Source organism: Holdemania sp. 1001095H_141210_F2, assembly GCF_015558105.1.
Lineage (GTDB): Bacteria > Bacillota_I > Bacilli_A > Erysipelotrichales > Erysipelotrichaceae > Holdemania.
Map to the genome: position 1 here is coordinate 1 of NZ_JADNPO010000010.1, position 21,579 is coordinate 21,579.

At 52.4% G+C, this 21,579-nt stretch carries 22 protein-coding genes and 1 pseudogene; 8 read left to right on the forward strand and 15 right to left on the reverse strand.

What is annotated here, in order from left to right; all coding sequences use genetic code 11:
- Positions 1-651 precede the first annotated feature (651 nt).
- The 12 genes and pseudogenes from I2G61_RS08025 to I2G61_RS08075 form a co-directional block, all read right to left on the reverse strand.
- On the reverse strand, positions 652-2,055 hold the full coding sequence (locus tag I2G61_RS08025; RefSeq protein ID WP_072685545.1) for a 6-phospho-beta-glucosidase: 1,404 nt from the start codon (positions 2,053-2,055) through the stop codon (positions 652-654).
- 38 nt (positions 2,056-2,093) lie between these two features.
- On the reverse strand, positions 2,094-4,019 hold the full coding sequence (locus tag I2G61_RS08030; protein ID WP_195548130.1) for an FAD-dependent oxidoreductase: 1,926 nt from the start codon (positions 4,017-4,019) through the stop codon (positions 2,094-2,096).
- 522 nt (positions 4,020-4,541) lie between these two features.
- Positions 4,542-4,634 (reverse strand): hypothetical protein, encoded by a 93-nt coding sequence (locus tag I2G61_RS16760; RefSeq protein ID WP_229056928.1) that lies wholly within the window; start codon positions 4,632-4,634, stop codon positions 4,542-4,544.
- A 74-nt stretch (positions 4,635-4,708) separates the two neighbouring features.
- A pseudogene (locus I2G61_RS08035) lies at positions 4,709-5,284 on the reverse strand (EFR1 family ferrodoxin); the annotation flags it as partial.
- A gap of 13 nt (positions 5,285-5,297) precedes the next feature.
- Positions 5,298-5,663: a helix-turn-helix transcriptional regulator gene (locus I2G61_RS08040; protein ID WP_072685541.1), complete on the reverse strand. Its 366-nt coding sequence runs from the start codon at positions 5,661-5,663 to the stop codon at positions 5,298-5,300.
- On the reverse strand, positions 5,660-6,433 hold the full coding sequence (locus tag I2G61_RS08045) for a nitroreductase family protein (RefSeq protein WP_072685539.1): 774 nt from the start codon (positions 6,431-6,433) through the stop codon (positions 5,660-5,662). The genes I2G61_RS08040 and I2G61_RS08045 overlap by 4 nt, the downstream gene beginning before the upstream one ends.
- 183 nt (positions 6,434-6,616) lie before the next feature.
- Positions 6,617-8,500: an FAD-dependent oxidoreductase gene (locus I2G61_RS08050; RefSeq protein ID WP_072685538.1), complete on the reverse strand. Its 1,884-nt coding sequence runs from the start codon at positions 8,498-8,500 to the stop codon at positions 6,617-6,619.
- A 35-nt stretch (positions 8,501-8,535) separates the two neighbouring features.
- Positions 8,536-8,802: a hypothetical protein gene (locus I2G61_RS08055; protein ID WP_072685537.1), complete on the reverse strand. Its 267-nt coding sequence runs from the start codon at positions 8,800-8,802 to the stop codon at positions 8,536-8,538.
- Positions 8,799-9,038, reverse strand: a complete 240-nt coding sequence (locus I2G61_RS08060) for a hypothetical protein (protein ID WP_072685535.1) — start codon at positions 9,036-9,038, stop codon at positions 8,799-8,801. The genes I2G61_RS08055 and I2G61_RS08060 overlap by 4 nt, the downstream gene beginning before the upstream one ends.
- 177 nt (positions 9,039-9,215) lie before the next feature.
- Positions 9,216-10,493 (reverse strand): PTS sugar transporter subunit IIC, encoded by a 1,278-nt coding sequence (locus I2G61_RS08065; protein ID WP_072685533.1) that lies wholly within the window; start codon positions 10,491-10,493, stop codon positions 9,216-9,218.
- A gap of 38 nt (positions 10,494-10,531) precedes the next feature.
- Positions 10,532-10,840 (reverse strand): PTS sugar transporter subunit IIB, encoded by a 309-nt coding sequence (locus tag I2G61_RS08070; protein WP_072685531.1) that lies wholly within the window; start codon positions 10,838-10,840, stop codon positions 10,532-10,534.
- Positions 10,840-11,172 carry a PTS lactose/cellobiose transporter subunit IIA gene (locus I2G61_RS08075; RefSeq protein WP_083538651.1) on the reverse strand — a complete coding sequence of 111 codons (333 nt, stop codon included), beginning with the start codon at positions 11,170-11,172 and terminating at the stop codon, positions 10,840-10,842. The genes I2G61_RS08070 and I2G61_RS08075 overlap by 1 nt, the downstream gene beginning before the upstream one ends.
- Positions 11,173-11,318: 146 nt before the next feature.
- Here I2G61_RS08075 and I2G61_RS08080 point away from each other — a divergent pair, with 146 nt between their 5' ends.
- On the forward strand, positions 11,319-13,265 hold the full coding sequence (locus I2G61_RS08080) for a transcription antiterminator (protein ID WP_195397698.1): 1,947 nt from the start codon (positions 11,319-11,321) through the stop codon (positions 13,263-13,265).
- Between the two features lie 16 nt (positions 13,266-13,281).
- Positions 13,282-13,896: an RDD family protein gene (locus tag I2G61_RS08085; protein WP_195397697.1), complete on the forward strand. Its 615-nt coding sequence runs from the start codon at positions 13,282-13,284 to the stop codon at positions 13,894-13,896.
- 216 nt (positions 13,897-14,112) lie between these two features.
- Here I2G61_RS08085 and I2G61_RS08090 read toward each other — a convergent pair whose 3' ends face one another.
- Both I2G61_RS08090 and I2G61_RS16765 read right to left on the reverse strand, forming a co-directional pair.
- On the reverse strand, positions 14,113-16,005 hold the full coding sequence (locus I2G61_RS08090; RefSeq protein WP_195397696.1) for an FAD-dependent oxidoreductase: 1,893 nt from the start codon (positions 16,003-16,005) through the stop codon (positions 14,113-14,115).
- A gap of 170 nt (positions 16,006-16,175) precedes the next feature.
- On the reverse strand, positions 16,176-17,000 hold the full coding sequence (locus I2G61_RS16765; protein WP_195397695.1) for a MurR/RpiR family transcriptional regulator: 825 nt from the start codon (positions 16,998-17,000) through the stop codon (positions 16,176-16,178).
- A 330-nt stretch (positions 17,001-17,330) separates the two neighbouring features.
- Here I2G61_RS16765 and I2G61_RS08100 point away from each other — a divergent pair, with 330 nt between their 5' ends.
- Genes I2G61_RS08100 through I2G61_RS08125 form a run of 6 tightly spaced genes read left to right on the forward strand, consistent with a single transcriptional unit; the run spans position 17,331 to position 21,122 of the window.
- Positions 17,331-17,816, forward strand: a complete 486-nt coding sequence (locus I2G61_RS08100; RefSeq protein ID WP_072685521.1) for a PTS sugar transporter subunit IIB — start codon at positions 17,331-17,333, stop codon at positions 17,814-17,816.
- A gap of 12 nt (positions 17,817-17,828) precedes the next feature.
- Positions 17,829-18,593 carry a PTS sugar transporter subunit IIC gene (locus I2G61_RS08105; protein ID WP_072685520.1) on the forward strand — a complete coding sequence of 255 codons (765 nt, stop codon included), beginning with the start codon at positions 17,829-17,831 and terminating at the stop codon, positions 18,591-18,593.
- The gene (locus I2G61_RS08110) at positions 18,593-19,438 is read left to right on the forward strand and encodes a PTS system mannose/fructose/sorbose family transporter subunit IID (RefSeq protein ID WP_072685519.1); all 846 of its coding nucleotides are present in this window, start codon (positions 18,593-18,595) and stop codon (positions 19,436-19,438) included. Before I2G61_RS08105 ends, I2G61_RS08110 begins: the two co-directional genes overlap by 1 nt.
- The gene (locus tag I2G61_RS08115; protein ID WP_072685518.1) at positions 19,438-20,142 is read left to right on the forward strand and encodes an N-acetylmannosamine-6-phosphate 2-epimerase; all 705 of its coding nucleotides are present in this window, start codon (positions 19,438-19,440) and stop codon (positions 20,140-20,142) included. The genes I2G61_RS08110 and I2G61_RS08115 overlap by 1 nt, the downstream gene beginning before the upstream one ends.
- A 12-nt stretch (positions 20,143-20,154) precedes the next feature.
- Positions 20,155-20,718: a hypothetical protein gene (locus I2G61_RS08120; protein WP_072685517.1), complete on the forward strand. Its 564-nt coding sequence runs from the start codon at positions 20,155-20,157 to the stop codon at positions 20,716-20,718.
- Positions 20,715-21,122, forward strand: a complete 408-nt coding sequence (locus tag I2G61_RS08125) for a PTS sugar transporter subunit IIA (protein WP_072685516.1) — start codon at positions 20,715-20,717, stop codon at positions 21,120-21,122. Before I2G61_RS08120 ends, I2G61_RS08125 begins: the two co-directional genes overlap by 4 nt.
- Before the next feature lie 94 nt (positions 21,123-21,216).
- On the opposite strand, the gene I2G61_RS08130 is transcribed toward I2G61_RS08125, so the two are convergent.
- Positions 21,217-21,579 carry a MerR family transcriptional regulator gene (locus I2G61_RS08130; protein WP_072685515.1) on the reverse strand — a complete coding sequence of 121 codons (363 nt, stop codon included), beginning with the start codon at positions 21,577-21,579 and terminating at the stop codon, positions 21,217-21,219.

Here is a 21,579-nt window from a genome sequence, read left to right on the forward strand (position 1 = left end):
GAGATTTTTCAAATTCACGCAAAAAACTCTTGTTTTTTATTATCTAATTTCTTTTGAGTTCTATAATTTTTAAGATGCAGTCCAGGCTGGTTGTCAGAAGCTGGGCAATCGCCAGAATGTCCCTTATCGTTAAAGAAGACAAAAGTTCCATGAAAAATTTCATAGAAAGCCCCTCCTTTCCAGAGCTGAGTAAACAAGCTCGAAAAACAAATGAATCAAAAGAATGATCCATCCAGGACGGGCAATCCCTTAATCAATGACCCTACATCTTTAATATTGCGCAAAATTCAAAAAAGCCACCTGAGAAAATGGAAAAAGTAAAATTACTTTTGAGGTTTAGTAAAACTCTAAAGAATTGAGATTCCTTCGAGGACGCAAGTCCTATGCGAATCCAACAATCACTCAATGTAAATCTGAGACTTCCTTGATTGGATATCGCCGCTTGTGTCTCAATTCAGTGATAACCGGAATCTCAGGTTTAAAGCAAGAAAACCGGCTTCTTTCCTGCCGGTTTTCCTTTTTATAGATCTTTACTTTCTAAATCTTCATGCCCTGTCAAAATGCCCTGTCAAACCATTTGATTGCCTCAATTTTTCAAGCTGTACGTAACCGGAGGACCGGAACGGTATCGCTTCGCGTATTCCTGCTTTTTTACAGTTCTTCCCCATTGGAAGCAATGACCTTGCGGTACCAGTCAAACGACTTCTTTTTCAACCGCGTTAAGCTCCCCCGTCCTTCGTCATCCCGGTCGACATAAATGAAGCCATAGCGTTTTTTCATCTGCCCGGTGCCGCAGCTGACGACGTCAATACAGCCCCACGGCGTGTAGCCGATCAGATCGACGCCGTCTTCCTCCACCGCCGCTTTCATCGCTTCGATGTGCTGACGGAGATATTCTATCCGGTAATCATCCACAATGGTGCCGTCCGGCTCAATCGTATCCACGGCGCCCAGACCGTTTTCCACAATGAACAGCGGAATCTGATACCGGTCATACAACTGATTGAGCGCGATCCGCAGACCGATCGGATCAGTTTGCCAACCCCAGTCGCTGGCCTTCAGGTAGGGATTCTTCACCGCGTTCAACATGTTGCCGCCGATCAGCTCGACTTCCCGGGCGGTTGCCACGTTGGAGTTATAATAGGAAAACCCGATATAATCCACAGTTCCATCCTGCAGTGCCGCTTCATCCTCCGGCGTGATATCCAGCGTCAACCCCTGCCGCTTCCAATAGGCTTTCGCCTTGGAAGAATATGCACCGCGGACCTGCACGTCCGAGAAATAGAGATGCAAATCGAGCTGACGCATGCATTCCAGCTGATCGGCCGGATTGCATGTTTCACCATAAAAGGTCGGATACAACATCATCATGCCGATTTTAAAATCCGGATTGACCGCATGGCCCAGCTTGACGGCCAGAGCACTGGCGGTCAGCTGGTAATGGGCTGCCTGCAGCTGAACCTGTTCGGCATTTTCGTTCTCCCCAATTCGGATGCCCGCGCTCATCTCACTGTGCAGACGCAGCACGTTGATCTCGTTGAAGGTCATCCAGTATTTCACTTTATTTTTATACCGATGGAAAATTGTTTCGCAGAATTTCAGATAAAAGCCGATCATCTCCCGACTGCGCCAGCTGCCGTAGTTTTTTACCAGCGCATAGGGTGTTTCATAATGGGAAATCGTGACGACCGGTTCGATGCCATATTTTAAACACTCGTCGAAAACCGCGTCGTAAAACGCTAACCCCTTCTCGTTGGGGATTTCATCGTCGCCGTCAGGATAGATCCGCGTCCAGGCAATCGAAGTGCGGAAGCACTTGAAACCCATCTTCGCAAACAGCGCGATATCCTCTTTATAATGATGATAGAAATCAATGCCTTCATGGTTGGGATAATAGACGCCCGGCAGCACGCCGTCGGTAAATTCGCGGACTTTTCCGATCCCGCCGACCGTCATGCAATCGGCGGTACTCAGACCTTTGCCATCTACATTCCAGGCGCCTTCGCATTGGTTGGCGGCCACTGCGCCGCCCCACAGAAAATCACTTCTTAACATAAGCTTCTCCTTGTTATCCTTTTCCTTCTTATCCTGATCTAACGAATATTCGCACCTGCGAAATAACCGTCGTGCGTCGCTTCAATGACTTTCGCCACCCGCTTACAATCGCCGATCATCACGGTGTTGGGCGTAATCCCATAAAATTGCTGAGCTGCTTCCGCCCGTGAGCGCAGACCGACCGCAAGCAGAATGTGATCGGCGGGAATCTGCTGGATTCCCTGCGGGGTCCGGACTTCTACGCCGTCCGGCTTGATTTCCAACACTTGCGATTGAAGCAGACAGGTCAAGGTTGAACAGCGGCGAAGATGCTGATGCAGCGCAATCCGGTACAGCTTATTGCCTTTGGCCGACAACGTATCCGACATTTCAATCAGCGTGACCGTTTTCCCCCGTTCTGCCAATTCCAGAGCCAGCTCGGTTCCGATCGTGCCGCCGCCGATGATCACAAACCGTCCCTGCGCTGAATCCAGCTCGGGATACAGCGTCACCGCCTGACGGGCATACTCCACGCCGGGAATGCGCGGCGTAATAAACTTCGCTCCCAATCCGAGAATCAGATCATCCGGTGCAAGCGAGGCGATCATTTCAGGCGTCGCTTCAGTCTCCAGCCGGACTTCAACATTGGACTTGGCGATCTGCCGGATCAGGTATTCGCGATATGCTTTCAGCTCTTTTTTATAGTCGTCATAATCCGCCCAGTTCAGCTGACCGCCCAACTTGGCCGAGCGCTCCAGCAAGATTACATGATGGCCTTGTTCCTCAGCGGTCAGCGCCGCTTTCATCCCGGCCGGTCCGCCGCCGACCACGACGACCGTTTTAGGCTTGACGGTCTTTTCCAGTTTCCGCGGCACGCGGTTTTCCCGGCGAAAGCGGGGATTGACGCTGCATTGGACATTTTCATGTTCCGTCGCGATGTGATAACAATTCAGGCACCGCAGGCAGGGAACGATATCCTCAGTCCGGCCCTCGCAGGCTTTTTGCGGCCAGTCGGGATCCGCTACCAGCTGCCGGCCAAGCATGACCAGATCGGTGCTTCCGTCCGCGATCAGCTGTTCGCAAACCGCGGGATCCGTGATTCCGCCGACCAGCGCGACCTTCACTCTGCATTCCTGCTTGACCCGGCGCGCAAATGCCGCGTTGTAATACTGCGGTTCAAAAACGGTGGTATGGGTATGAACGTTAGCTTCATAGTGTTCAACAGTCCCACCGTAACAATCCATCCCGGCCGAGACGTTGACGATATCGACCAGATCTTCCACCTGTTTCAGAAAATAAAGCATCTCGTCTTCGGAATACGATTCCGGCACTATCAGCTGGCGGGAGATCCGCATCATGATCGGATAGTGCGGGCCAACGGCCTGCCGCACAGCAATCAGGGCTTCCCGGGCAAAGCGGATGCGATTGTCCAGACTGCCGCCATACCTGTCGGTGCGGCGGTTCCACACCGGTGAAAGAAACTGGCAGCATTGGCTGTCATGTCCAAAATGAAGCATGATCATTGAAAAGCCAAAATCCTTCGCCTTTTTACAGTTATCCGCTAAATCCCGGATCTGGTCCTCCATTTGTTCCACGGTCATGGTTTTGCCCATTTCGCCGGTATAACAAATTCCGTCGCTGGGCATCTGCACCGTGCCGTCCGGATTCTTTAACGGATGGAAGCTGAATTCCATAATACCTGCCACTCCGCCCTCTTCCAGGACGGATAGCGTTTCCCGTGTCACATCGCGCGCATATTTATCAAAGGGATTCGCGGCTCCAACAATATCCGCCGGCCCATAGCTGGATACCACGACGCCGGCGCTGCCGCCTCTGGCTTTATCCGGCAAAGAGATGCCGCCATAATAGGTGGACGAGACCAAATGTGCTCTCGGCACGCCCATCGGCGCTGCCAGCACACGGTTTTTCAACATCAGAGAATTGATCAGAATCGGACTGAATAAATGCGGAAAAGAAGTTTTCATAACGAACCTCGCTTTCTGTCCTCATTATCCAGTTTTCCGTGATCGTTTTCCACACTGCCGTTTGCCTGTTGACCGGGCAGAAACGGATTGATTTCCAGATTATAGAATCTCTTAATTCCAAGTTTTTCATTATCCGCGCTTGTTATGAAAGCTTAAGATATTTTCATGTAATTTTGCGTAAATAAAAAAACTCTCCTCGTGTACGATAATCTCACAGTCCAGTCGTCGGAGAGAAAAACATGTTAATCCGAGCCTGGATAGAAGAAAAGACGATCAAAATTGGAGAATGCCGCCGAATGATTATGTCTACATAGTATTGCATCGCGTTTTTATCGTGTTGAGCCAATTAAAAATCCCTTGGAAAACGATCGCGATATTGACTCACTTAAAATTTAGGATTCAGATTTAGTTTACTCCGTGCTAAAAGCATTGATCCACTCTACGCCGTTTTCAGTATCTGAGAATAAAAAAAACAATGCTTTCTCTTTTTGAAAAAAGAAAACACTGGCTTTTTCCTATTCTTTATCGGGATTCCGGACAGGTGTAGCGCGGCAGACCTTGCGTGTGCTTGCCATATTCGATGGCCTCCATCGGACAGCGGCTGATGCAGGCCATGCAATGCGTGCAGTTACAGGATGTCCTGCTTCCAATTTAATATTTTTCAACGGACACTCCTGAACACATTGACCGCAGGAGACGCAGGCTTCGGTAGCCGTAAATTTCTTTGCGTGGACAAACATCGGATAAAACAAATCGTTGACGATGCCGCTGTTCAGTTTGTCCTTTATCGTTCTCGGCAGTTCAGGAAAACATTCTCCTTTTTTGATACTTTGTGCGGCCTGCTCGATGACAGGGTAAGCCGCCGCAAGCTGCTTCTCCGCTTCCTCTGGCGCCGGTGTAGAAAACATCGCGATATAATTTTCCGGCATCACGATCGGAAAACAACCCAGGTAATCCATCTTCTTCCGTTCGCAGAGTTTTTCCAAATAAGCTCCGGCATTGCCGATGCTGCCGCCGCAGGTCATGACAAAATAGATTTTGGAATTCCCGGTTAAAGGTGTCTTTTCCAGCCACTCGCTGACAATCCGCGGAATTCTCCACGCATAGGTCGGCGTCACGATCACCCAGGGCTGACTGGCTTGCAGCGGCGAGTAATCCTGATCACGGATCCTTTCAAACAAATCGAGAACCTCCATGCCCGTCAGCCGGCCGATCCGCTGCGCGGCAAACGCGCTGTTGCCGGTTCCTGAAAAATAACAAATCATCCTGTTTCCTCCCTTATCTGTCAGCGTCTTCGCTGATATGACGCACGCTTTCGTAGATTAAATTGACTAAATCCGCGATCGCTTTCCACTGCGTCCCCTGCACACTTAAATAATAATAGTTTTTCGTCCCTTCCTTACGCATTGCGACGATCCCAGCTTCCTTTAAAATCTGAAGATGATGTGAAACCGAAGGCCGTGTGAGATGGGTTTTTAACGCGATCTCACCCACCCGGATTCCTGATAAATCACTTTCCAACAGGACCTGTAATATCAGTTGGCGGGTTTCATCGCCAATCGCGGTAAAAGCGCTGCGGCAGTTCTGAAACCCTTCCGCGATTTGCTTTGTCCGCGCTTCGCATTCTACCGCTTTGTGCCTCATTTCCACTGGACATTCATCTCCTTTCGCGGTACCGAGCGCAGATAACGCACGCCGGGATACCCCATAACCAGGGTCATCGCAACTTTCTTCCCTTTCGGTATTTGCAACGCTTTTTTTATTTTCGGCGACAGGTTGGCAGCCATTGTAAAAAAGCCGCTGAACAACACACCTAAGCCGTTGGCCTCCGCGACAAATTCCATATTCTGCGCCGCAAGCAGACCGTTGGTCTTATCTTCCGCCACAACCAGGATGACCAGCGGGGCCTTAAAGAAAAAGAAATGATCGTCAATGACATTGTTACGCGCCAGCGGATTGATTAGATCGGCCAGCGGTTTTATTTTTCTGAACAAATTGACGGCCAGCTTTTCAAAACGACCTTTTTCCTGATCTAAAACTATAAAGGAAACATCTCGTTTGTTTTCAGCCGTATGCGTCATCCATCCCGCTTCCAGAATCTGCTTCACCACTTCCGTTGGGACCGGCTTATTTTGAAACTGGCGAACAGTCCGGCGAAACCGGATCGTATTTAAAACCTGCCCGGGATCCAGTCTTTCCTCTTTGTTCTTCTCTTCCGGTGCATGATCATACCCGCTGACCGTCACCGCTTTGCGCGGGCAAACCGCTTCACACTGTCCGCAGAACAAACAGTCCTCCAGGATGACCTGCGCTTTGTCCTCCTGGATTTTTAAGTTATGTGTCGGACAGGTCTTCACGCACAAGGAACAGCCAATACATTTGTTTTTTTCTACGACGACTTGAAGTTTATCCATGATCTGATCCCTTTCGTTCACTTTCGTTAACCATTATAGGGGACATTGCCAATCCCTGCAACATTGGTAAAGAAAGTGATTACCAATGCTAAGAAAGACAATTAAAGCCGGCAGCAATTTCAAAGAAAACGAAAAGACAGACTTTCGCCTGCCTTCTCCCTTTGATGCTCCGCCAATAAGCGATTACACCGTTGCGCCAAGAAAATAACCTTCGTTGGTCGCTTCCAGAATCTTTGCGACACGGTTGCAATCACCGACCATCGCCGTTTCCGGACAAATTCCATAAAACGCCATCGCCTCTGCTTTCCGTGCTTTCATGCCGGTTGCCAGAATTACGGTATCCGCCGCAAGCCGCTGCCTCTGACCCGCACCGTCGCAAACGTCGACGAAGTCCGGGCCGATCTGTTCACAAGTCCATCCCGTCAGCGTGCGCAGCGATTCTGCCCTTTCAAAATGCTGGAACAGCGCGGTTCGAGTCAGATGATTCGCTTGGGCATAGATTTGTTGGGACAGCTCCACAATCGTCACCTCATGTCCGCTTTCCGCCAGCTCCAGTCCCAGTTCGCAGCCGATCGTGCCGCCGCCGATGATCACGCAGCGTCTTTTCGCCAGCTTCGGATTTTCGATGACCGCCAGCGCCTGCACCGCGTGTTCGGAGCCTTCGATCCGCGGCTGAACTGGTTCAGCGCCCAGCGCCAGAATCAGCGCGTCCGGTTTCAGGTTTTCCACGGTTTCCGGTGTCGCGGTTTCATTCAGGCGGACGTCGATCGTACTGTTGCGAACCTGATGCAGAAGATAATCCCAATATCGCCGCAGGTCTTCCTTGAACGGCCCGGCACTGGCCCATTTCAACGCACCGCCCAGCTTGGGCTGCTTCTCGATTAAAATAACCTTATGCCCACGCTGATCCGCGGTTAACGCCGCTTGGATCCCGGCCGGGCCGCCCCCGACAATCACAATCCGCCGGCGTTGGGCCGCCGGCTGCGGGAGCAGCGGCACCCGGTTCTCCCGGCGGAAGCGGGGATTGACGCTGCATTGGATATTCCAGTGTTCTGTCGCGATGTGATAACAATGCATGCACCGCAGGCAGGGAACGATATCCGCATCCCGGCCTTCCAGCGCTTTCTTTGGCCAGTACGGATCGGCGATCAGGCTGCGGCCGCACATTACGGCGTCGCCAATCCCCTCTGCGATCACAGCTTCCGCTTCCTGCGGACTCATCACCGCGCCAACCAGGCAGATCAGAAGCGAGGTTTCCTGCTTGATCCGCCAGGCAAATTCCGCGTTGTAGCAATGCGGTTCAAAAATCGTCGGCACCGCATGGACATTGCCGGCGTGAACTACATCCATTCCGCAGCTAATATTGGCCATATCGACCAGCCCTTCCGCCGCCTTTAAGAACGCAGCCATCTCATTCTCAGAATAGCTTTCCGGAACGGTGAGCTGGCGCGATATCCGCAGGATCAGCGGAAACTCCGGTCCCGCGGCCGCACGGATCGCCCGCAGCACTTCCAGCGGGAACCGCATCCGATTTTCCAGTGAACCCCCGTACTCATCGGTCCGCTGATTCCACACCGGCGATAAAAACTGCCCGCACAGGGAATCATGACCAAAATGCAGGGTCAAGGCATCGTAGCCCAACCGCAGGCAGCCCCGGACCCGCCGCACCTGATCGGCGATCAGCTGATCCATTTGTTCCCGATCGAAAGCTTTCATCTTCACGCCGTCAAACCGGATCCCCGCGCTGGGACCGCGGACAAAGCCTTCTTCATCCGGCAGCGAAAAGAATTCCAGCTCGTAAGCGGCCCGCGCCCCATTCTGATGGGCGACGCTGAGATCCTCCACGGTTGTATCCAATTCATATTTATCAAGAGGATTCATGCCGCCGGTATGCACCATCGCACAGCCGCCCAGTGAGCGGTCAAGCGCGCTCATCCCGCCGTAATTGACGCTCGAGATGATTTTATGACTGGGGATGATTCCCATCGGCGCAGCGATGATCCGGTTTTTCAACATCAGGCCGCGGATCTGCAGCGGTGAGAATAAATGCGGATAAGGGGTTTTCATTCCATTTCTCCCTGCCTTTCTTTTCAGTAAATTTTTTAAACGTACAATCCGGACAGCCAGAACGTCACCAGCGTCAGCCCGGCGCCGATCAGAAATCGAAGTCCGCCTGAGCGTAGCCGCTGATACCGGACTAACGGCGGCAGCGTCATCAGAACGATCAGCAGCGGCGGAATTGCCGCCAGCCAGGCCTGCGCCAATAAAAGCAGCAGCGTCACCGCCGCGAAACAGCCGGGCAGAATCCAGCCGTAAATCCGCGTCATTTTCCGGGTGAGCGCAGGATCGCCTAAATGCAGCGGACTCACAGAATCCGCCCCTGCGCGTCGATCAGCTGGATGTTGGTATATAGATTGGCCAGCTCTGGAATTGTTTTGATGTATTTCTTCATCGCTGCCTTTGCGGCCTCGTCGCTGGCTGCGGTATGCTTGACCTGAAGCGTTAGCCCGCTGAGGCGGACAACCTCGAAATGGATCAATTCAAAATCAAGCTGATCGATTTTTTCTTTCAGCAATTTCGCTTTGGGACATCCGATCTGAAGCATAAAATTCCTCCTTGTTTTTAAGAGACCGGGCTGTGTTCTTCCCGGCTTTTTTTGTTTTCCAGTTTTCTTTCCAGAATCCTTAATGGATTCCGTTCGATTAAGAATCAGGGTCTTCCTTTTGAGGATAAACGTCCGGATCTCCATCCGGAACTTGTTGGAACAAAGTGAAGAAGCTGCTTACGCAGCTTCAGAAACAGCGCTGTTTTCTTCTTCCACAGCCTGTTTGTCGATCATTTTAACAAATGGATACCAGATCAGCATATCGACAGCCAGAATCACGATCTGCAAGACCGCGCCCTGCCACGGAACTGAACAGGTCAGGATTCCCTGCAGGATTCCCGGCATCGTCCAGCTTGGATTGACGCCGGTAAACCGGGCGCACAGACCAATCGCGACGGATCCGTAAGCGATGCAGGTATTCGCGATCACGCCCAGCATGTACGGAATGAACAGCAGTGGGTTCAGCATGATCGGGATGCCGAACAATAACGGCTCGCCGATATTGAAGATCTGCGGGACAATCGCAACCCGCGAGAGCTGCTTGTAGCGCTTGGATTTCGCCAGGAAGAACAACAGAATGCCCAATCCCAGCGTTGCGCCGATCCCGCCCATCTGAATGGAGTTCAGCAAGCCGGTCGTATAGATGTTCGGCAAAGCGGAACCGGCCGCCATCGCCGCCATGTTCTGTTCGTTCGCCGCCGTTGCCAGCGCGTCCATAAACGGAACGACCGAGGAACCATGAATGCCGCAGAACATCGCCAGCGTCATGACCAGTTCGGTGACTAACAAACCGAAGAAGCTGGTGCCCAAACCGGACAGCGGTGTCTGGATAAACGTGTAAATGAGCTGATGGATCGATTCATACGGCGTCGCCGCCAGCGCCTGACCGATCAGCGAACAGCCGAAGACCAGAATAAACGCCGGAATCAGCACCGCGAAGGTTGCTTCAATATAATGCGGAACGCCCTGCGGCATCTTGATCGTCACATTGTGATCCTGGCACAGCTTGACAAACCGCACGACCAGATACGAAATGATAAACGCTGAGAACATGCCGGAGTGGCCGAGCCAGGCCGATGGGATCGCGGTGTACAGCTCCGTCGGCGTCAGCAGCAGAAACGACGCGACGGTCAGCGGCACACAGGCCAGCGGTTCGTTCATGCCCAGCCGTTTTGCGTACAAATACGGCAGCACCAGCACGGTGTAAAACGCGATGATGCTTAACGTCCAGCTTTGAGCATTCATAAAGACCATCAGTATCATCGGATTCGCGCCTAAAAATGCCTGCCACCCGCCGACGTCGATAAACGCGAACAGACAGGCAAAGGAACCGATCACCGTGATTGGAAGCAGAACTTGAAGTGCTTCGGCCATGGCGTTCAAGAAGGTCATCTTGTGGACCCATTCCGCCAGCGGTTCAACGAAGCTGGATATTTTTTCCATCAATGTATCCATTGTATTTTCTCCTCTTTTCAAATAAACTCAGTTTTTAGTCAGGACTTGAGATGTTCCAATGCCGTTTTCAATACCTTTTCCCCATTCATCATGCCGTAATCCACCGTGTCGATGACCATGAATTCCACCCCTTTTTCCGCATATTTCGCGTCAAAGGTTTTCTTTTTGAAGCGGACCTGCGGACCTAACAGAACGATGTCCGCCCCGTCGATCAGCTCGTCCAGCTTCGTGTAGGGATAGGCGTTGATCACAGCGTCGATACCCAGCTGCTGCGCGGCGTCCTTCATCCGCTCCGTCAGCAGGCTTGTGCTGGCGCCATGTTCGCAGACAAGAATGATATTGACCATTATTTCACCTCCTCCCCGTCTTTCTGAGCTTGCATTCTGAGCAGCCTTTCGGCAAATTCCCGGCTGATCTCGGCCGCACTCAGATGATTGGACGCGTGGATCAGCATCATCGTCATCGGCAGCGCGGCGGGATCGCGGGCTTCCTCCACCAACAGCTTCGTATGAATTTCATGAGCCTTGACGATCGCTTCATCAGCGACGGCCAGAGCCTGCCGCGCCGCTTCCCAATCGCCGGCTTCCGCGTAATCGAGCGCTTCCATGCAGCTGCTTTTGCCATCCCCGGCATTCGCGATAATCATGCATGAAAGATTGTTTACTTCCTGAATCGTCACGTTTTCTGACCTCCTTGCTTGCACCCTAACTGTAAAGCGCCGCGCGGCCGGATTCAACGTCTGACTTTGCCCGGCCACAGGGCAAAAGCCGGTAAGTACGCGCTGGCGTTCCCTTGTACAATAAATGACAGAAAGGGTTGAATTGTATGGCGAATTTAGACCGCAAGATGCAGATCGTGTCGTTTCTGAACCATCAGACGGGCTGGACGACAACCGCGATGATCGCCCAGCGCTTCGGCTTCAGCGTGCGCAGCGTCAAGTACAGCGTCGCGGAGCTGAACAAGGAATACGGCGCTTTGATTCTTTCCAGCAACAAGGGATATAAAATTGACAAACTGACCGCCGCAAAGATCCTCAGTTTTCTGCCCTCCCAGACAATTCCCGCCAGCTATGAGGAACGCAAGCGCTATATCATCAACACGCTGCTTTTGCAGAACCAGCGGATGTCGATCAGCGATCTGTCGAACAAGCTGTGCATCTCGCCGATCACGCTGCAGAACGAGCTGTCGCGGATGCGTACCGATCTCACACAGTTCCACCTGAATATCCACACGAAAAACGATATGGTTAACATCACCGGTCTGGCCAAGGACAAACGGGCGGTAATCCTGAGCCTGATCAACGAGGAAATCAAAAGTTCCTATTTCAGTCTGGAACGGATTCAGGAAATTTTCACGTCGGTCAGTCTGGCGCGGATCAAGCAGCTGATCTTACAGGTCATGCACAGGTATGAGTATTTTCTGGATGATTACAGCCTGTTGAATTATGTGCTGCATATCGCGCTGACCGTTGAACTGCGCAGTTCCAATCCCGCACGCAAATTTAACGCGTCCCGTCAGGAGCTGGTATCGCACGCCGATATGCTCCGTCTGGCTTCGGCGCATGTCCAGAGCATCGTCAACGATCTGTACGTGCTGCTGAAAGAAAATTATGATACAGATTTCACGTTATATGACTTGTATGAAGCGTCGGTGCTGATGATGACCCGCGCCGTGTCCTCGCAGATGTCTTCGATTACCTACGATCAGATCGGCGCCATTCTGGGCAGCGATCTTCAGAAACTGCTGGACAACATCGTGCAGTCGGTGGAAAACACTTATTGCATTGATCTGAATAATGAAAGCTTTCTGATCAAATTTGCATTTCACTTAAAAAATCTGCTTCTGCGCTTGGAAAACGATATCCAGATCACCAATCTGCAGTTTGAAAGCATCAAGACGGATTATCCGCTGATTTACGCGATTTCAGTGCATATTTCCAACGTCATCTATCAATTCACCGGCCACGTCCTGCCGGAAGACGAAATCGCCTACATCACGCTGCACATCGGCGTGCTGATGGAGGAAACGCGGGCTAAAAGCGACAAGATCAGTTGTCTGGTGCTGTGCAACGATTATCAACAGATCGGCCAGCGCCTGATCAAAAAATTATCCGCCATCTTCTCGGAAAGTTTGTTGATCAGCGACGTGCTGACCCACACCGCCCTGCCTCAGCCGCTACCGCCGGCCGATCTGGTGCTGTCCACCGCACCGTGCGAGCTGCAGCCCCAGCCGCTGGGCTTCGTTCAGATCGACCAGTTTCTGTCGGAGAAGGATATCCGCCGGATCTTCGAGCTGATCGACGAGATCAAAAAGCGGAAGATGAAAGATTTCATCCGCGAGAAAATCCTGTATTTCTTCCATCCGGATTTGTTTTTCTCATGCCGTCAGTTTGCCACCCATACCGATGCGGTCGAGGTCATGTGCGCGGCGATGACGGCTGGCGGCTACGTCGACGAGGATTATCGTCAACAGATTGATTATCATGAGAAATTAAGCCCGTCGGCCTATGGCAACATCGCGATTCCCCATCCTCTGGACAACAAGGCGAAATCCAGCGCGATCGCCGTTTCCGTCAATCCGCGGCCGATCCAGTGGGGCGCTAATCAGGTCAATCTGGTCTTCATGTTATCGCTGATGGAAAAGGATAAAGAGCAGTTTTCCAATATCTTTGATTTCATCGTTCACATCATGAAGGACGAGGAAACCTTCCGCAAGATGATGGAAGTCAGCAGCTTCGAGGAGTTCACAAGCTTGTTAGTATCATGTTATTGATAAAGGGGGAATCTTCATGAAAAAAGGACGGACGTCCCGTCCAACCGTCATTGAAATGTCGGGAGCAAAACCGAAGCGAATCCAGCTAAAAGTCCTACCGGCAGCGTCCTTACCGCGGCGGTTTCTGGCGGCCGCCATGGATTGGTATGGTTCCGCTTTGTGCGCCAACCTGATCATCACCCTGATTGCCAGTCTGACCCAGGGTCAGCTGCTCGTCACAGCTTCCATCGCCGGCCTTTCACCGGGGCCGGCTATCGCCGCGGTTTGTTGTTCCAGCTGTGCGGTGCTGGCTTATTTTGTAATGATACCGATGCTCGTCCCCGGCTTCGAAGGTCAGACGCCGGGCAAGCGTCTGGCTCAGATCCGCATCACTAACCGGGAGGGTAAGCCGGCTTCCCCGGCGCAGCTCGGCACTCGTGCGCTGAGTTTTCTTTTTCTGGAACAGACGTTTAACAACGCGGCATTCCTGGTGCGCACGCTGCTGACACGATTTCTGAATCCCGGGCTGGTTCAGGGATATTATGTCTTCGGTCTGGCCGCAAGTCTGGTTTCCGTGCTGCTTTTGTTGAAAACGAAACGATGCATGCTGCACGACAAGCTGGCCGGCACGCAGGTGAGCGCTGCCGAATGATAAACCGCGAATGGCGTAGGATGAAAATCGGACAGGCAGATCGCTTGGGAAAGCTTGTTGTAGCGTTGGGAATGATTGGAATCAGAACTCGTTATGCAACAAAGGACAGGAAAAACGCTGTCAAACAAGAAAAGCTCGATCACCGCCGCGGATGTGCGATATGATCGAGCTTTTTTATTCGCCTTATGCGTTTTGTTTTAAGTGTCGAATCTGAAGTTATCCGATCGACAGCGCCACGCCGGTTCCCTCGAACACCGCTTCCTGAATCTTGCGCGGCTGCAGCGCGTCGCCGGCCTCAAAGGTCTGCGGGCAAATCCCATACAGACTGTTCACAAAGGCCCGGTTCGTGCGCACGCCCGCGGCGATGATGACGGTATCGGCTCTGAGCTTCCGCTGCTCTTTCTGATGGAGAATTTCCACTTCATGATCGCCGATCTGAATGCAGCGAGTCTGGGTCAGAGCCGTGAAATTCGTCAGCGGATCCAGCTTCTGTCGCAGCGCGATCCGGTAAAGCAGATTTCCCTGCGAAGCCAGCGTGTCCGTCATTTCCACGATCGTTACCTGCCGGCCTTCCCGCTCCGTCAGCTCCAGCCCGATCTCCGCGCCGATCGTTCCCCCGCCGATGATCACGACCTGCTTTCCGATCCGTTCCGGATGACAAATAGCTTCCGTAAACCCCATCACAAAGGACTGATCCATTCCGGGAACAGGCGGCGTTACCGGCTGGGCTCCGCAGGCAATGATCAGCGCCTGCGGGTGCAGCGCTTCGATCACCGAACGATCTGCCGCGGTATTCAGACGCAGGTCGATATCGTATCGGGCAAACTGATTCTTTAAGTATTCCAGATAATTGCGGATGTCTTCCTTATAATACTCCCGGGCGATCGTGTTCAGTGCCCCGCCGATCATCCCGCTTTTTTCCAGCACGATCACTTCATGTCCGCGGCGACAGGCTGTGATTGCGGCGTTGAGTCCGGCCGGTCCGGCGCCGACGATGACGACACGCCGGGCCTGTTCAGCCGGGATCATCCGTTCGGGAATCAGCGTTTCGTTGCCATACCGCGGGTTGACGCTGCAGCCGACGTTTTGACGGTTGGTCGCGATGTGATAACATTGCAGACACCTTAAACACGGCACGATATCGCCACTCCGTCCTTCCCGCGCCTTGTTCGGCCAGTTGGGATCGGCGAGAAATGCCCGCCCGAAAGCCACCAGATCGACATCGCCGTTGGCCAGTATCTGTTCGGCTTCAGAAGGATTCATGATCGCGCCGACAACTGAAACCACCAGCTGCGGACACGTCTTCTTTACAGTCCTTGCCCACTTCAGATTCGGCATGTGTTCCTTAAAATTCGTCGTTGCCATGTGAACGTTGCCCTCGTGGTTGATATCCAGCCCGGCTGAGATCTGAACCCCGTCAATATACGGTTTTGCCATCTGGATAAAAGCCAGCGTATCTTCAAAGCGAATGGAGCCCGGCACGCACTCTTCGCCGGAAATCCGCATATCCACCGGAAAGTCCGCTCCCACAGCTTCCCGGATTTTCCGCAGAATCAACAACGGGAACCTGGCGCGGTTCGGCAGACTTCCGCCATACTCGTCTGTTCGATGATTAAACAAAGGTGACAAGAACTGTGCGGCCAGCCAGCCATGACCGAAATGCAGGAAAATCGCGTCGAAGCCCAGCGCCTTCGCCTGCCGTGAGACTTCCGCAAACAGTCCGGCAATCCGCTCCATTTCCGCCCGATCCAGCGCCTTGACCTCGATGCCGTCTTCACGGAGAAACGAACAAGGTCCCCAGGCATGATCTTTCACCCGGGCATATTGGCCGGCATGAAAGATTTCAATCGACGCCCTCGCGCCGTAACGATGACAGGCCCGGATCTTCTGCCGGGTCTTTTCCACTTCATATTTAAAAAACGCCGTCGGTTCCTCGCCGCTGGCAAACGAGCTGCGGAACGGTTCCACAATCGTATGCCCGCAGACGACCAGCCCCGCCCCGCCGCGAGCCTTCGGTTCATACAGTTCGCCGATCGGCGCGGCGACAATGCGATTGCGCAGCATCAGCTGATTGAACTGGATAGGAGAAAACAAATGAGGATATTCCATAATCTCGCCTCTTTTCCCTCTTATTATCCAGTATTTCCGACCCCTTTCCTATTTTCAGTTTTGCCCCGGTTCAGGGCAAAATTCAGATCTTTCCTTCCGCTTCCGCTAAAAAAACAAACGAATCGCCCGATCACAAAAAAAGAAAAAGGGAGCGTTAATCTCCCTGTCGTTCATATCCGTTCCTTGCGCATCTTGTCGATGATGTAATCAAACGTTGTTTCCTTCGCCTTCAACGTCGTCTTCTGATCGATCATGCCAGTCCGCGTCGAAAGCAGATCGGCGATATACATCTGCGTAATCTGCCCGATCATACTGCCTCCGCCCAAAGGACCCAGCCAGCGTTTCATCAGGATGCAGTAATCGCATAGTGTGGCCAGGGAAGAAACGATGGAAGAAGTGACGCAGACCGTCTTCACCTTCCGCTGTTTGAGAATCTCGGCGCAGTGAATCGTATCAATGGATTCCCCGGAAGCACTGAACAGAATCGCGATATCGTTGTGTTTCAGTTCGTTGAGATAAATCGACTGAAAATGATTGTCTTTGAAGTATATCCCGTTTTTTCCGTTTCGTACCAGCCGCATCGCACAAGCCTCCGCCGGAATTCCGGAATTGCCGACGCCGGCGCAGAAAATGATATCCGCCTTATCCATCAGCGCGGCGATCTCGTCAAGCTGTTCTAAATCCAGGTTCTGGATCGTATATTCAATAGAGGTTTGGATGTTCTGATAGATCTGAGACACAAACGAGTCATTCTCACTTTTTAAATGCTCCTGCGTTTCATCCGTCAGTTCTTCCTTGAAATCATGATAGCTTTCGCAGCCGATTTTCTTGCAGAAACGAACGACCGTCGCTTCCCCGCACTTTGCCTTTTCCGCCAGCTGGAAAAGCGTATTGCCGCTGACTTCCATGTAATTATCAAGACAATACTTGGCGACGCGCTGCTCGCTCTTGGTGAAATAGTCATAATGATCTTTGATTTTGCCGTAAATAGACACAGAAAATGCCTGCCTTTCATTCTGAAGTGATTGTCATTCCTGTATCAATCATACCATGAAAATACCCGGTTCAGCCACCTTTCCTGCCCGGGAAAAAAGAAATCCTCAAAACTTTCCAACTGAAAAAGAACCCTCGCTGCAATCAGTTCTCTGGCAAACTTTGAAATGGGTATTGATTCTCAATGAAAAGAGGTGTATTGTTTGTTTGGAGTAAAATACTCCAATTTGTACAGAAATGGAGTATATATAAAGAGAAAAGGGGCGGTGCTTTATGGTTTAACCGGATGACGAAGATCCGCGAAAGGATCCGCACAAGAGAGGAGGAAAATCATGATTAATCTCATTCGCTGCGACGATCGTCTGATTCACGGCCAATGCATGACCCGTCTGGTTCAACACTACTTCATCAAAAACATCATTGTCATCGACGAATTCACAGCGACCAATCCCACGATGAAATATGTTGTGGAAAAAATCGCGATGCCGGGCATGAAAAACGAGGTCTACACGGTGGATCAGGCCGCTGATCCGATCCGCGAGGCGATCAACAGCAAGGTCGGTACGATGATCGTCTTCCGCTTTCCGGCGATTGCCCGGACACTGTTCGACCAGGTGCCGGAGCTGCCGAAAAGTCTGATGATCGGCCCCGTACAGAAGCGGGACAACACGATTACCGTTCAGGATGGAACCTATCTGACAAAGGAGGAAATCGCCGATCTGGACGATCTGAATTCCAGGGGAATCGAAATCTTCTTTCAGGTGGTCCCAGACATGAAACGCATCGAATTCAAAGAATTCAAAAATAAAATCAAATAGGGAGGGTTGGTTATGAATCTACTTCAGGTAACACTCATCTCGCTGTTGGGCTATCTGACTTATATCCACACGCCGTTTCTCGGCGGCGGCCTGATCGGCTGGTACTGTATCGGCAGACCGCTGGTCTCCGCGTTGTTTATCGGTTTAATTTTGGGAGACGTCAAAAACGCGATGATTCTGGGCACATATGTGCAGCTGATCTTCATCGGTCTGGTCACGCCGGGTGGTTCGATCACACCGGATATGAACCTGGCGACGTTTATCGCGATTCCGTTAGGCGTCGTCGCGCATCTGGATTCCGGCACGACGGTTGCGCTGGCCGTTACCGCCTCCGCCGTTGGACAGATCATGGCGACCCCATGTTATGCCGCGACGCTGCTGCCGGTCAACTATCAGAAGAAATTAGTCGACCAGGGCAAGCTGGAAGCCGCGACCTGGGTTCCGGTCTGGGGCAATATCGTGAAGTTTTTGTTCCGTTTCATTCCGACTTTTATCTGCCTGTACTGGGGCCAGAGCGCGATTGAGATGCTCGTCGCCAACTCGCCGCAGTGGCTGATCGACATCATGACGATTTTCGGCAATCCGATGCCGCTGATCGGGTTCGCCATCTTAATGAAGCTGCTGGTCAAGAACCCGACCGATCTGATTTTCTTCACCGTCGGTTTCGCGTTTGTCGGCGTTCTGGGCGTCGATATGCTGACGGTCTTAGTCTTCGCGCTGTTGTTCGCCTTGTATGAATTCAAGATTAACCGCAGCCGGAAAGGAGTGCAGAACTGATGACGAATACACAGGAAACCAGAAAAGCTTCCGTGCTTTCCAAGAAACTGATCCGCAAGTGCTATATCAACTGGATGTGCTACAACCTGTCCTTATACCAGCCGGAAACGATGCAGGCTCCGGCGTTAGTCAAGATGTTCGGCGATATCCGCGAGGATCTGTATCCCAACGATCCGCAGAAGCAGCAGGAACTGATGGCCCGCCATCTGCCGTTCTTCAATACCGAACCGTTTATCGGCTGTCTGATCCCGGGCATCACCCTCGGCATGGAAGCGGAAAAAGCGCGCGGCGAAGAAATTCCGGAGGATCTGATCACCTCGATCAAATCGGCGCTGATGGGTCCGTTCGCGGGTATCGGCGACGCCTTGCTTCCAGGCACCTTCATCCCGATTCTGCTGGCGATCGCCTGCGGCTTAAGCGCGGATGGCCAGATTACCGGCGCGATCTTCTATATGATCGTCTTTCTGGCGGTCATGGTGCCGCTGACCTGGTTCTTATTCAACCGCGGCGTGGCGTTTGGCGCCAAGGCGGCGGAATTGATTTTAGGCAATGATCTGAAGGATGACATCATCAGCGCCCTGAACATCGTCGGTCTGATGGTTGTCGGCTGTATCGCCTGTGCTTACGCGAACATCAATCTGGGCTTCCAGTATGTTAAAGACGGCGTCGTCATCGTGGATCTGCAATCCTTGATCAACGGCGTCTGGCCGAAGCTTCCGGTCTTTTTGGCAGCGTTAGGCACGTATTATCTGATGGCCAAGAAGAACTGGAGCGCGACGAAGATGATTCTGTTGTATCTGGTCATCGCGATCCTCGGTTACTTCTCAGGAATCTTAACCGTCTGATGAAAAGCCAAGTAAAAGCCTGCCTGGGTCAGCTGATCGTTTCCTGCCAGGCTTACGAAGACACGCCGCTGTATGGCGCGGAAACCATGAAAAAGATGGTCCAGTGCGCCATGCTGGGTGGAGCGAAGGCGGTGCGGTGCTGCTGGCCGCAGGACATCCGGGCGGCGCGCTCGCTCAGCGACGAGCTGATCATCATCGGTATCAACAAAGTCATGCCCAAAGACAGCGGGAAGCTGGACGATATTTTCATCACCCCAACGTTTGAAACGGCGAAAGCCGTTGTGGAAGCCGGTGCGAATATTCTGGCGCTGGACACCCGGATCACCGCGAAGCGGGGAAAAGCTGATTTGTTGGCGCTGCTCCATGAAATCCACGAGGCATACCCGGATCTGGCCATGATGGCCGACTGTGCGACCTATGAGGAGTGCAAATTCTGCGCGGAAAGCGGCTGCGTCGATATCCTGTCGACCACCTTATCCGGTCTGGTCAATCCGATCGAAGGCCCGGATACCGAGCTGGTACGCCGGCTGAAACACGATTTTACCTTACCGGTCAATGCCGAGGGACGGATCTGGGAATTAAAAGATATCGACGCTGTCGTCGACGCGGGTGCGGATATGATCACGATCGGCACGGCGATCACCCGGCCGCATCTGATCACCGAGCGGTTTCTCAGCCATTACCGGCAGCGGCTGGCAAAATAACGGACCGGCCGCATGCAAAAGGAATGGACGTTCACGCTGGAAGAGGCGGAACTGGCCGAAGCGTATCAATTCATGGCCTCCCTGCTTCCGCGCAACAAACGACGCCGGCTGGCCATTCTCCTGTGCGTTCCAGTCCTGACCTTGTTTACCGTATTCTATTTTCATTGGAATGGACAGCTGGCAGCCTGGGTGGCTGCGGCCGGACTTTGCGGCTTATGGATCGGCAAGGTGAGCGGCTGGCTGTGGACGATTTATCTGCACAATCAGGTCAGCAGTCTGCTTCAGAAGCTGCCGGAGGTGCATTATACGCCGATCACCGCTTCATTTGGAGAACAAATGAAGATTGGAGATCTGTCGCTGGCCGCCGCCGATCTTCAGACGGTCGTTCCGCTGAAACACACATTGTTGTTTTTCCATCATCAGGATCAAATGTTCATCGTGCCCACCCGCGTGATCGGCAATAGCGATGAAATTAAAGCGTTCTGTCAGGATCTGCTGCGCTGGCAAAAGCAGGCCGAGGAGCATTCGTCCCATCCCGAGATGACAATTCCGTCGAGAAGGAGGAAACCGTCATGATTCAAATTTTAATCGTTACCCACGGGCCGCTGGCTGAGGCGCTGAAGGTCAGTGCCGGGATGTTCTTCCCGCAGGCGGAAAAGATTGCAACGCTGAGCCTGAATCCGCAGGACAATCCGATGGAATTAAAAGACCGGATCGTCGCCAAAGTCCGGGAAATTGAAGAGGGCGAAGGGGTATTGATGTTCGTCGATCTGTTCGCCGGCACGCCGTGCAACATGACCGCGCTGGCGCTGGCTGAGCTCTCCGACATTCCTATCCAGTGCTTCACCGGCGTCAACCTGCCGTTAGTCATGGAAGCGCTGAGTTCGCTGAGTCAGGGCGACCTGAATTCCATCATCGCGCATCTCAGCGAGGTCGCTCCGGAAACGATGTTGGATTTAAGAAAGAAACTCGAATTGTAAAAAGAGAAAAACCAATGATCATCTCAGATCAACTGTTCTGAATGCTTCACTGGTTTTTTTATTTTATTTTAAACGCCTTTCATCGCAGCAGCTTTCAGGGCCGGCATTCGGCGTTGCGCTCATAGGCGTCAATTTTGTAATTCAGCCGCTCCAACGTTTCGTTCATCTCGCGGATGCGTTCGATCAGTTGTTCCCGCTGTTCAACCAACAGCTGCCTGCGGGCCTGAATCGTTTCATCTCCCTTCTGATATAAAGCGACATATTCGATCAGCACCTCGATCGGAAGACCTGCCTGCCGCATGCATTTAATAAACTCTACCCAGCGGCAGTCTTCCTCTGAGTAATCGCGGATTCCGCTGGCTGTGCGGTTCACTCGGGGAAGCAGACCGACGCGCTCATAATAACGCAGCGTATCCTGAGTTAAATCATACTTCTTACTGACTTCAGCGATATTCAT

What these genes read in the sequence shown, in the direction of transcription:
- I2G61_RS08130 (WP_072685515.1), bottom strand. Translation starts at nt 21,579, where the DNA reads ATGAATATCGCTGAAGTCAGTAAGAAGTATGATTTAACTCAGGATACG.
- I2G61_RS08085 (WP_195397697.1), top strand. Translation starts at nt 13,282, where the DNA reads ATGAAAAAAGGACGGACGTCCCGTCCAACCGTCATTGAAATGTCGGGA.
- I2G61_RS08090 (WP_195397696.1), bottom strand. Translation starts at nt 16,005, where the DNA reads ATGGAATATCCTCATTTGTTTTCTCCTATCCAGTTCAATCAGCTGATG.
- I2G61_RS08125 (WP_072685516.1), top strand. Translation starts at nt 20,715, where the DNA reads ATGATTCAAATTTTAATCGTTACCCACGGGCCGCTGGCTGAGGCGCTG.
- I2G61_RS16760 (WP_229056928.1), bottom strand. Translation starts at nt 4,634, where the DNA reads ATGGCCTGCATCAGCCGCTGTCCGATGGAGGCCATCGAATATGGCAAG.
- I2G61_RS08050 (WP_072685538.1), bottom strand. Translation starts at nt 8,500, where the DNA reads ATGAAAACCCCTTATCCGCATTTATTCTCACCGCTGCAGATCCGCGGC.
- I2G61_RS08045 (WP_072685539.1), bottom strand. Translation starts at nt 6,433, where the DNA reads ATGGATAAACTTCAAGTCGTCGTAGAAAAAAACAAATGTATTGGCTGT.
- I2G61_RS08060 (WP_072685535.1), bottom strand. Translation starts at nt 9,038, where the DNA reads ATGCTTCAGATCGGATGTCCCAAAGCGAAATTGCTGAAAGAAAAAATC.
- I2G61_RS08070 (WP_072685531.1), bottom strand. Translation starts at nt 10,840, where the DNA reads ATGGTCAATATCATTCTTGTCTGCGAACATGGCGCCAGCACAAGCCTG.
- I2G61_RS08025 (WP_072685545.1), bottom strand. Translation starts at nt 2,055, where the DNA reads ATGTTAAGAAGTGATTTTCTGTGGGGCGGCGCAGTGGCCGCCAACCAA.
- I2G61_RS08080 (WP_195397698.1), top strand. Translation starts at nt 11,319, where the DNA reads ATGGCGAATTTAGACCGCAAGATGCAGATCGTGTCGTTTCTGAACCAT.
- I2G61_RS08120 (WP_072685517.1), top strand. Translation starts at nt 20,155, where the DNA reads ATGCAAAAGGAATGGACGTTCACGCTGGAAGAGGCGGAACTGGCCGAA.
- I2G61_RS08065 (WP_072685533.1), bottom strand. Translation starts at nt 10,493, where the DNA reads ATGGATACATTGATGGAAAAAATATCCAGCTTCGTTGAACCGCTGGCG.
- I2G61_RS08105 (WP_072685520.1), top strand. Translation starts at nt 17,829, where the DNA reads ATGAATCTACTTCAGGTAACACTCATCTCGCTGTTGGGCTATCTGACT.
- I2G61_RS08030 (WP_195548130.1), bottom strand. Translation starts at nt 4,019, where the DNA reads ATGAAAACTTCTTTTCCGCATTTATTCAGTCCGATTCTGATCAATTCT.
- I2G61_RS08110 (WP_072685519.1), top strand. Translation starts at nt 18,593, where the DNA reads ATGACGAATACACAGGAAACCAGAAAAGCTTCCGTGCTTTCCAAGAAA.
- I2G61_RS08100 (WP_072685521.1), top strand. Translation starts at nt 17,331, where the DNA reads ATGATTAATCTCATTCGCTGCGACGATCGTCTGATTCACGGCCAATGC.
- I2G61_RS08040 (WP_072685541.1), bottom strand. Translation starts at nt 5,663, where the DNA reads ATGAGGCACAAAGCGGTAGAATGCGAAGCGCGGACAAAGCAAATCGCG.
- I2G61_RS08115 (WP_072685518.1), top strand. Translation starts at nt 19,438, where the DNA reads ATGAAAAGCCAAGTAAAAGCCTGCCTGGGTCAGCTGATCGTTTCCTGC.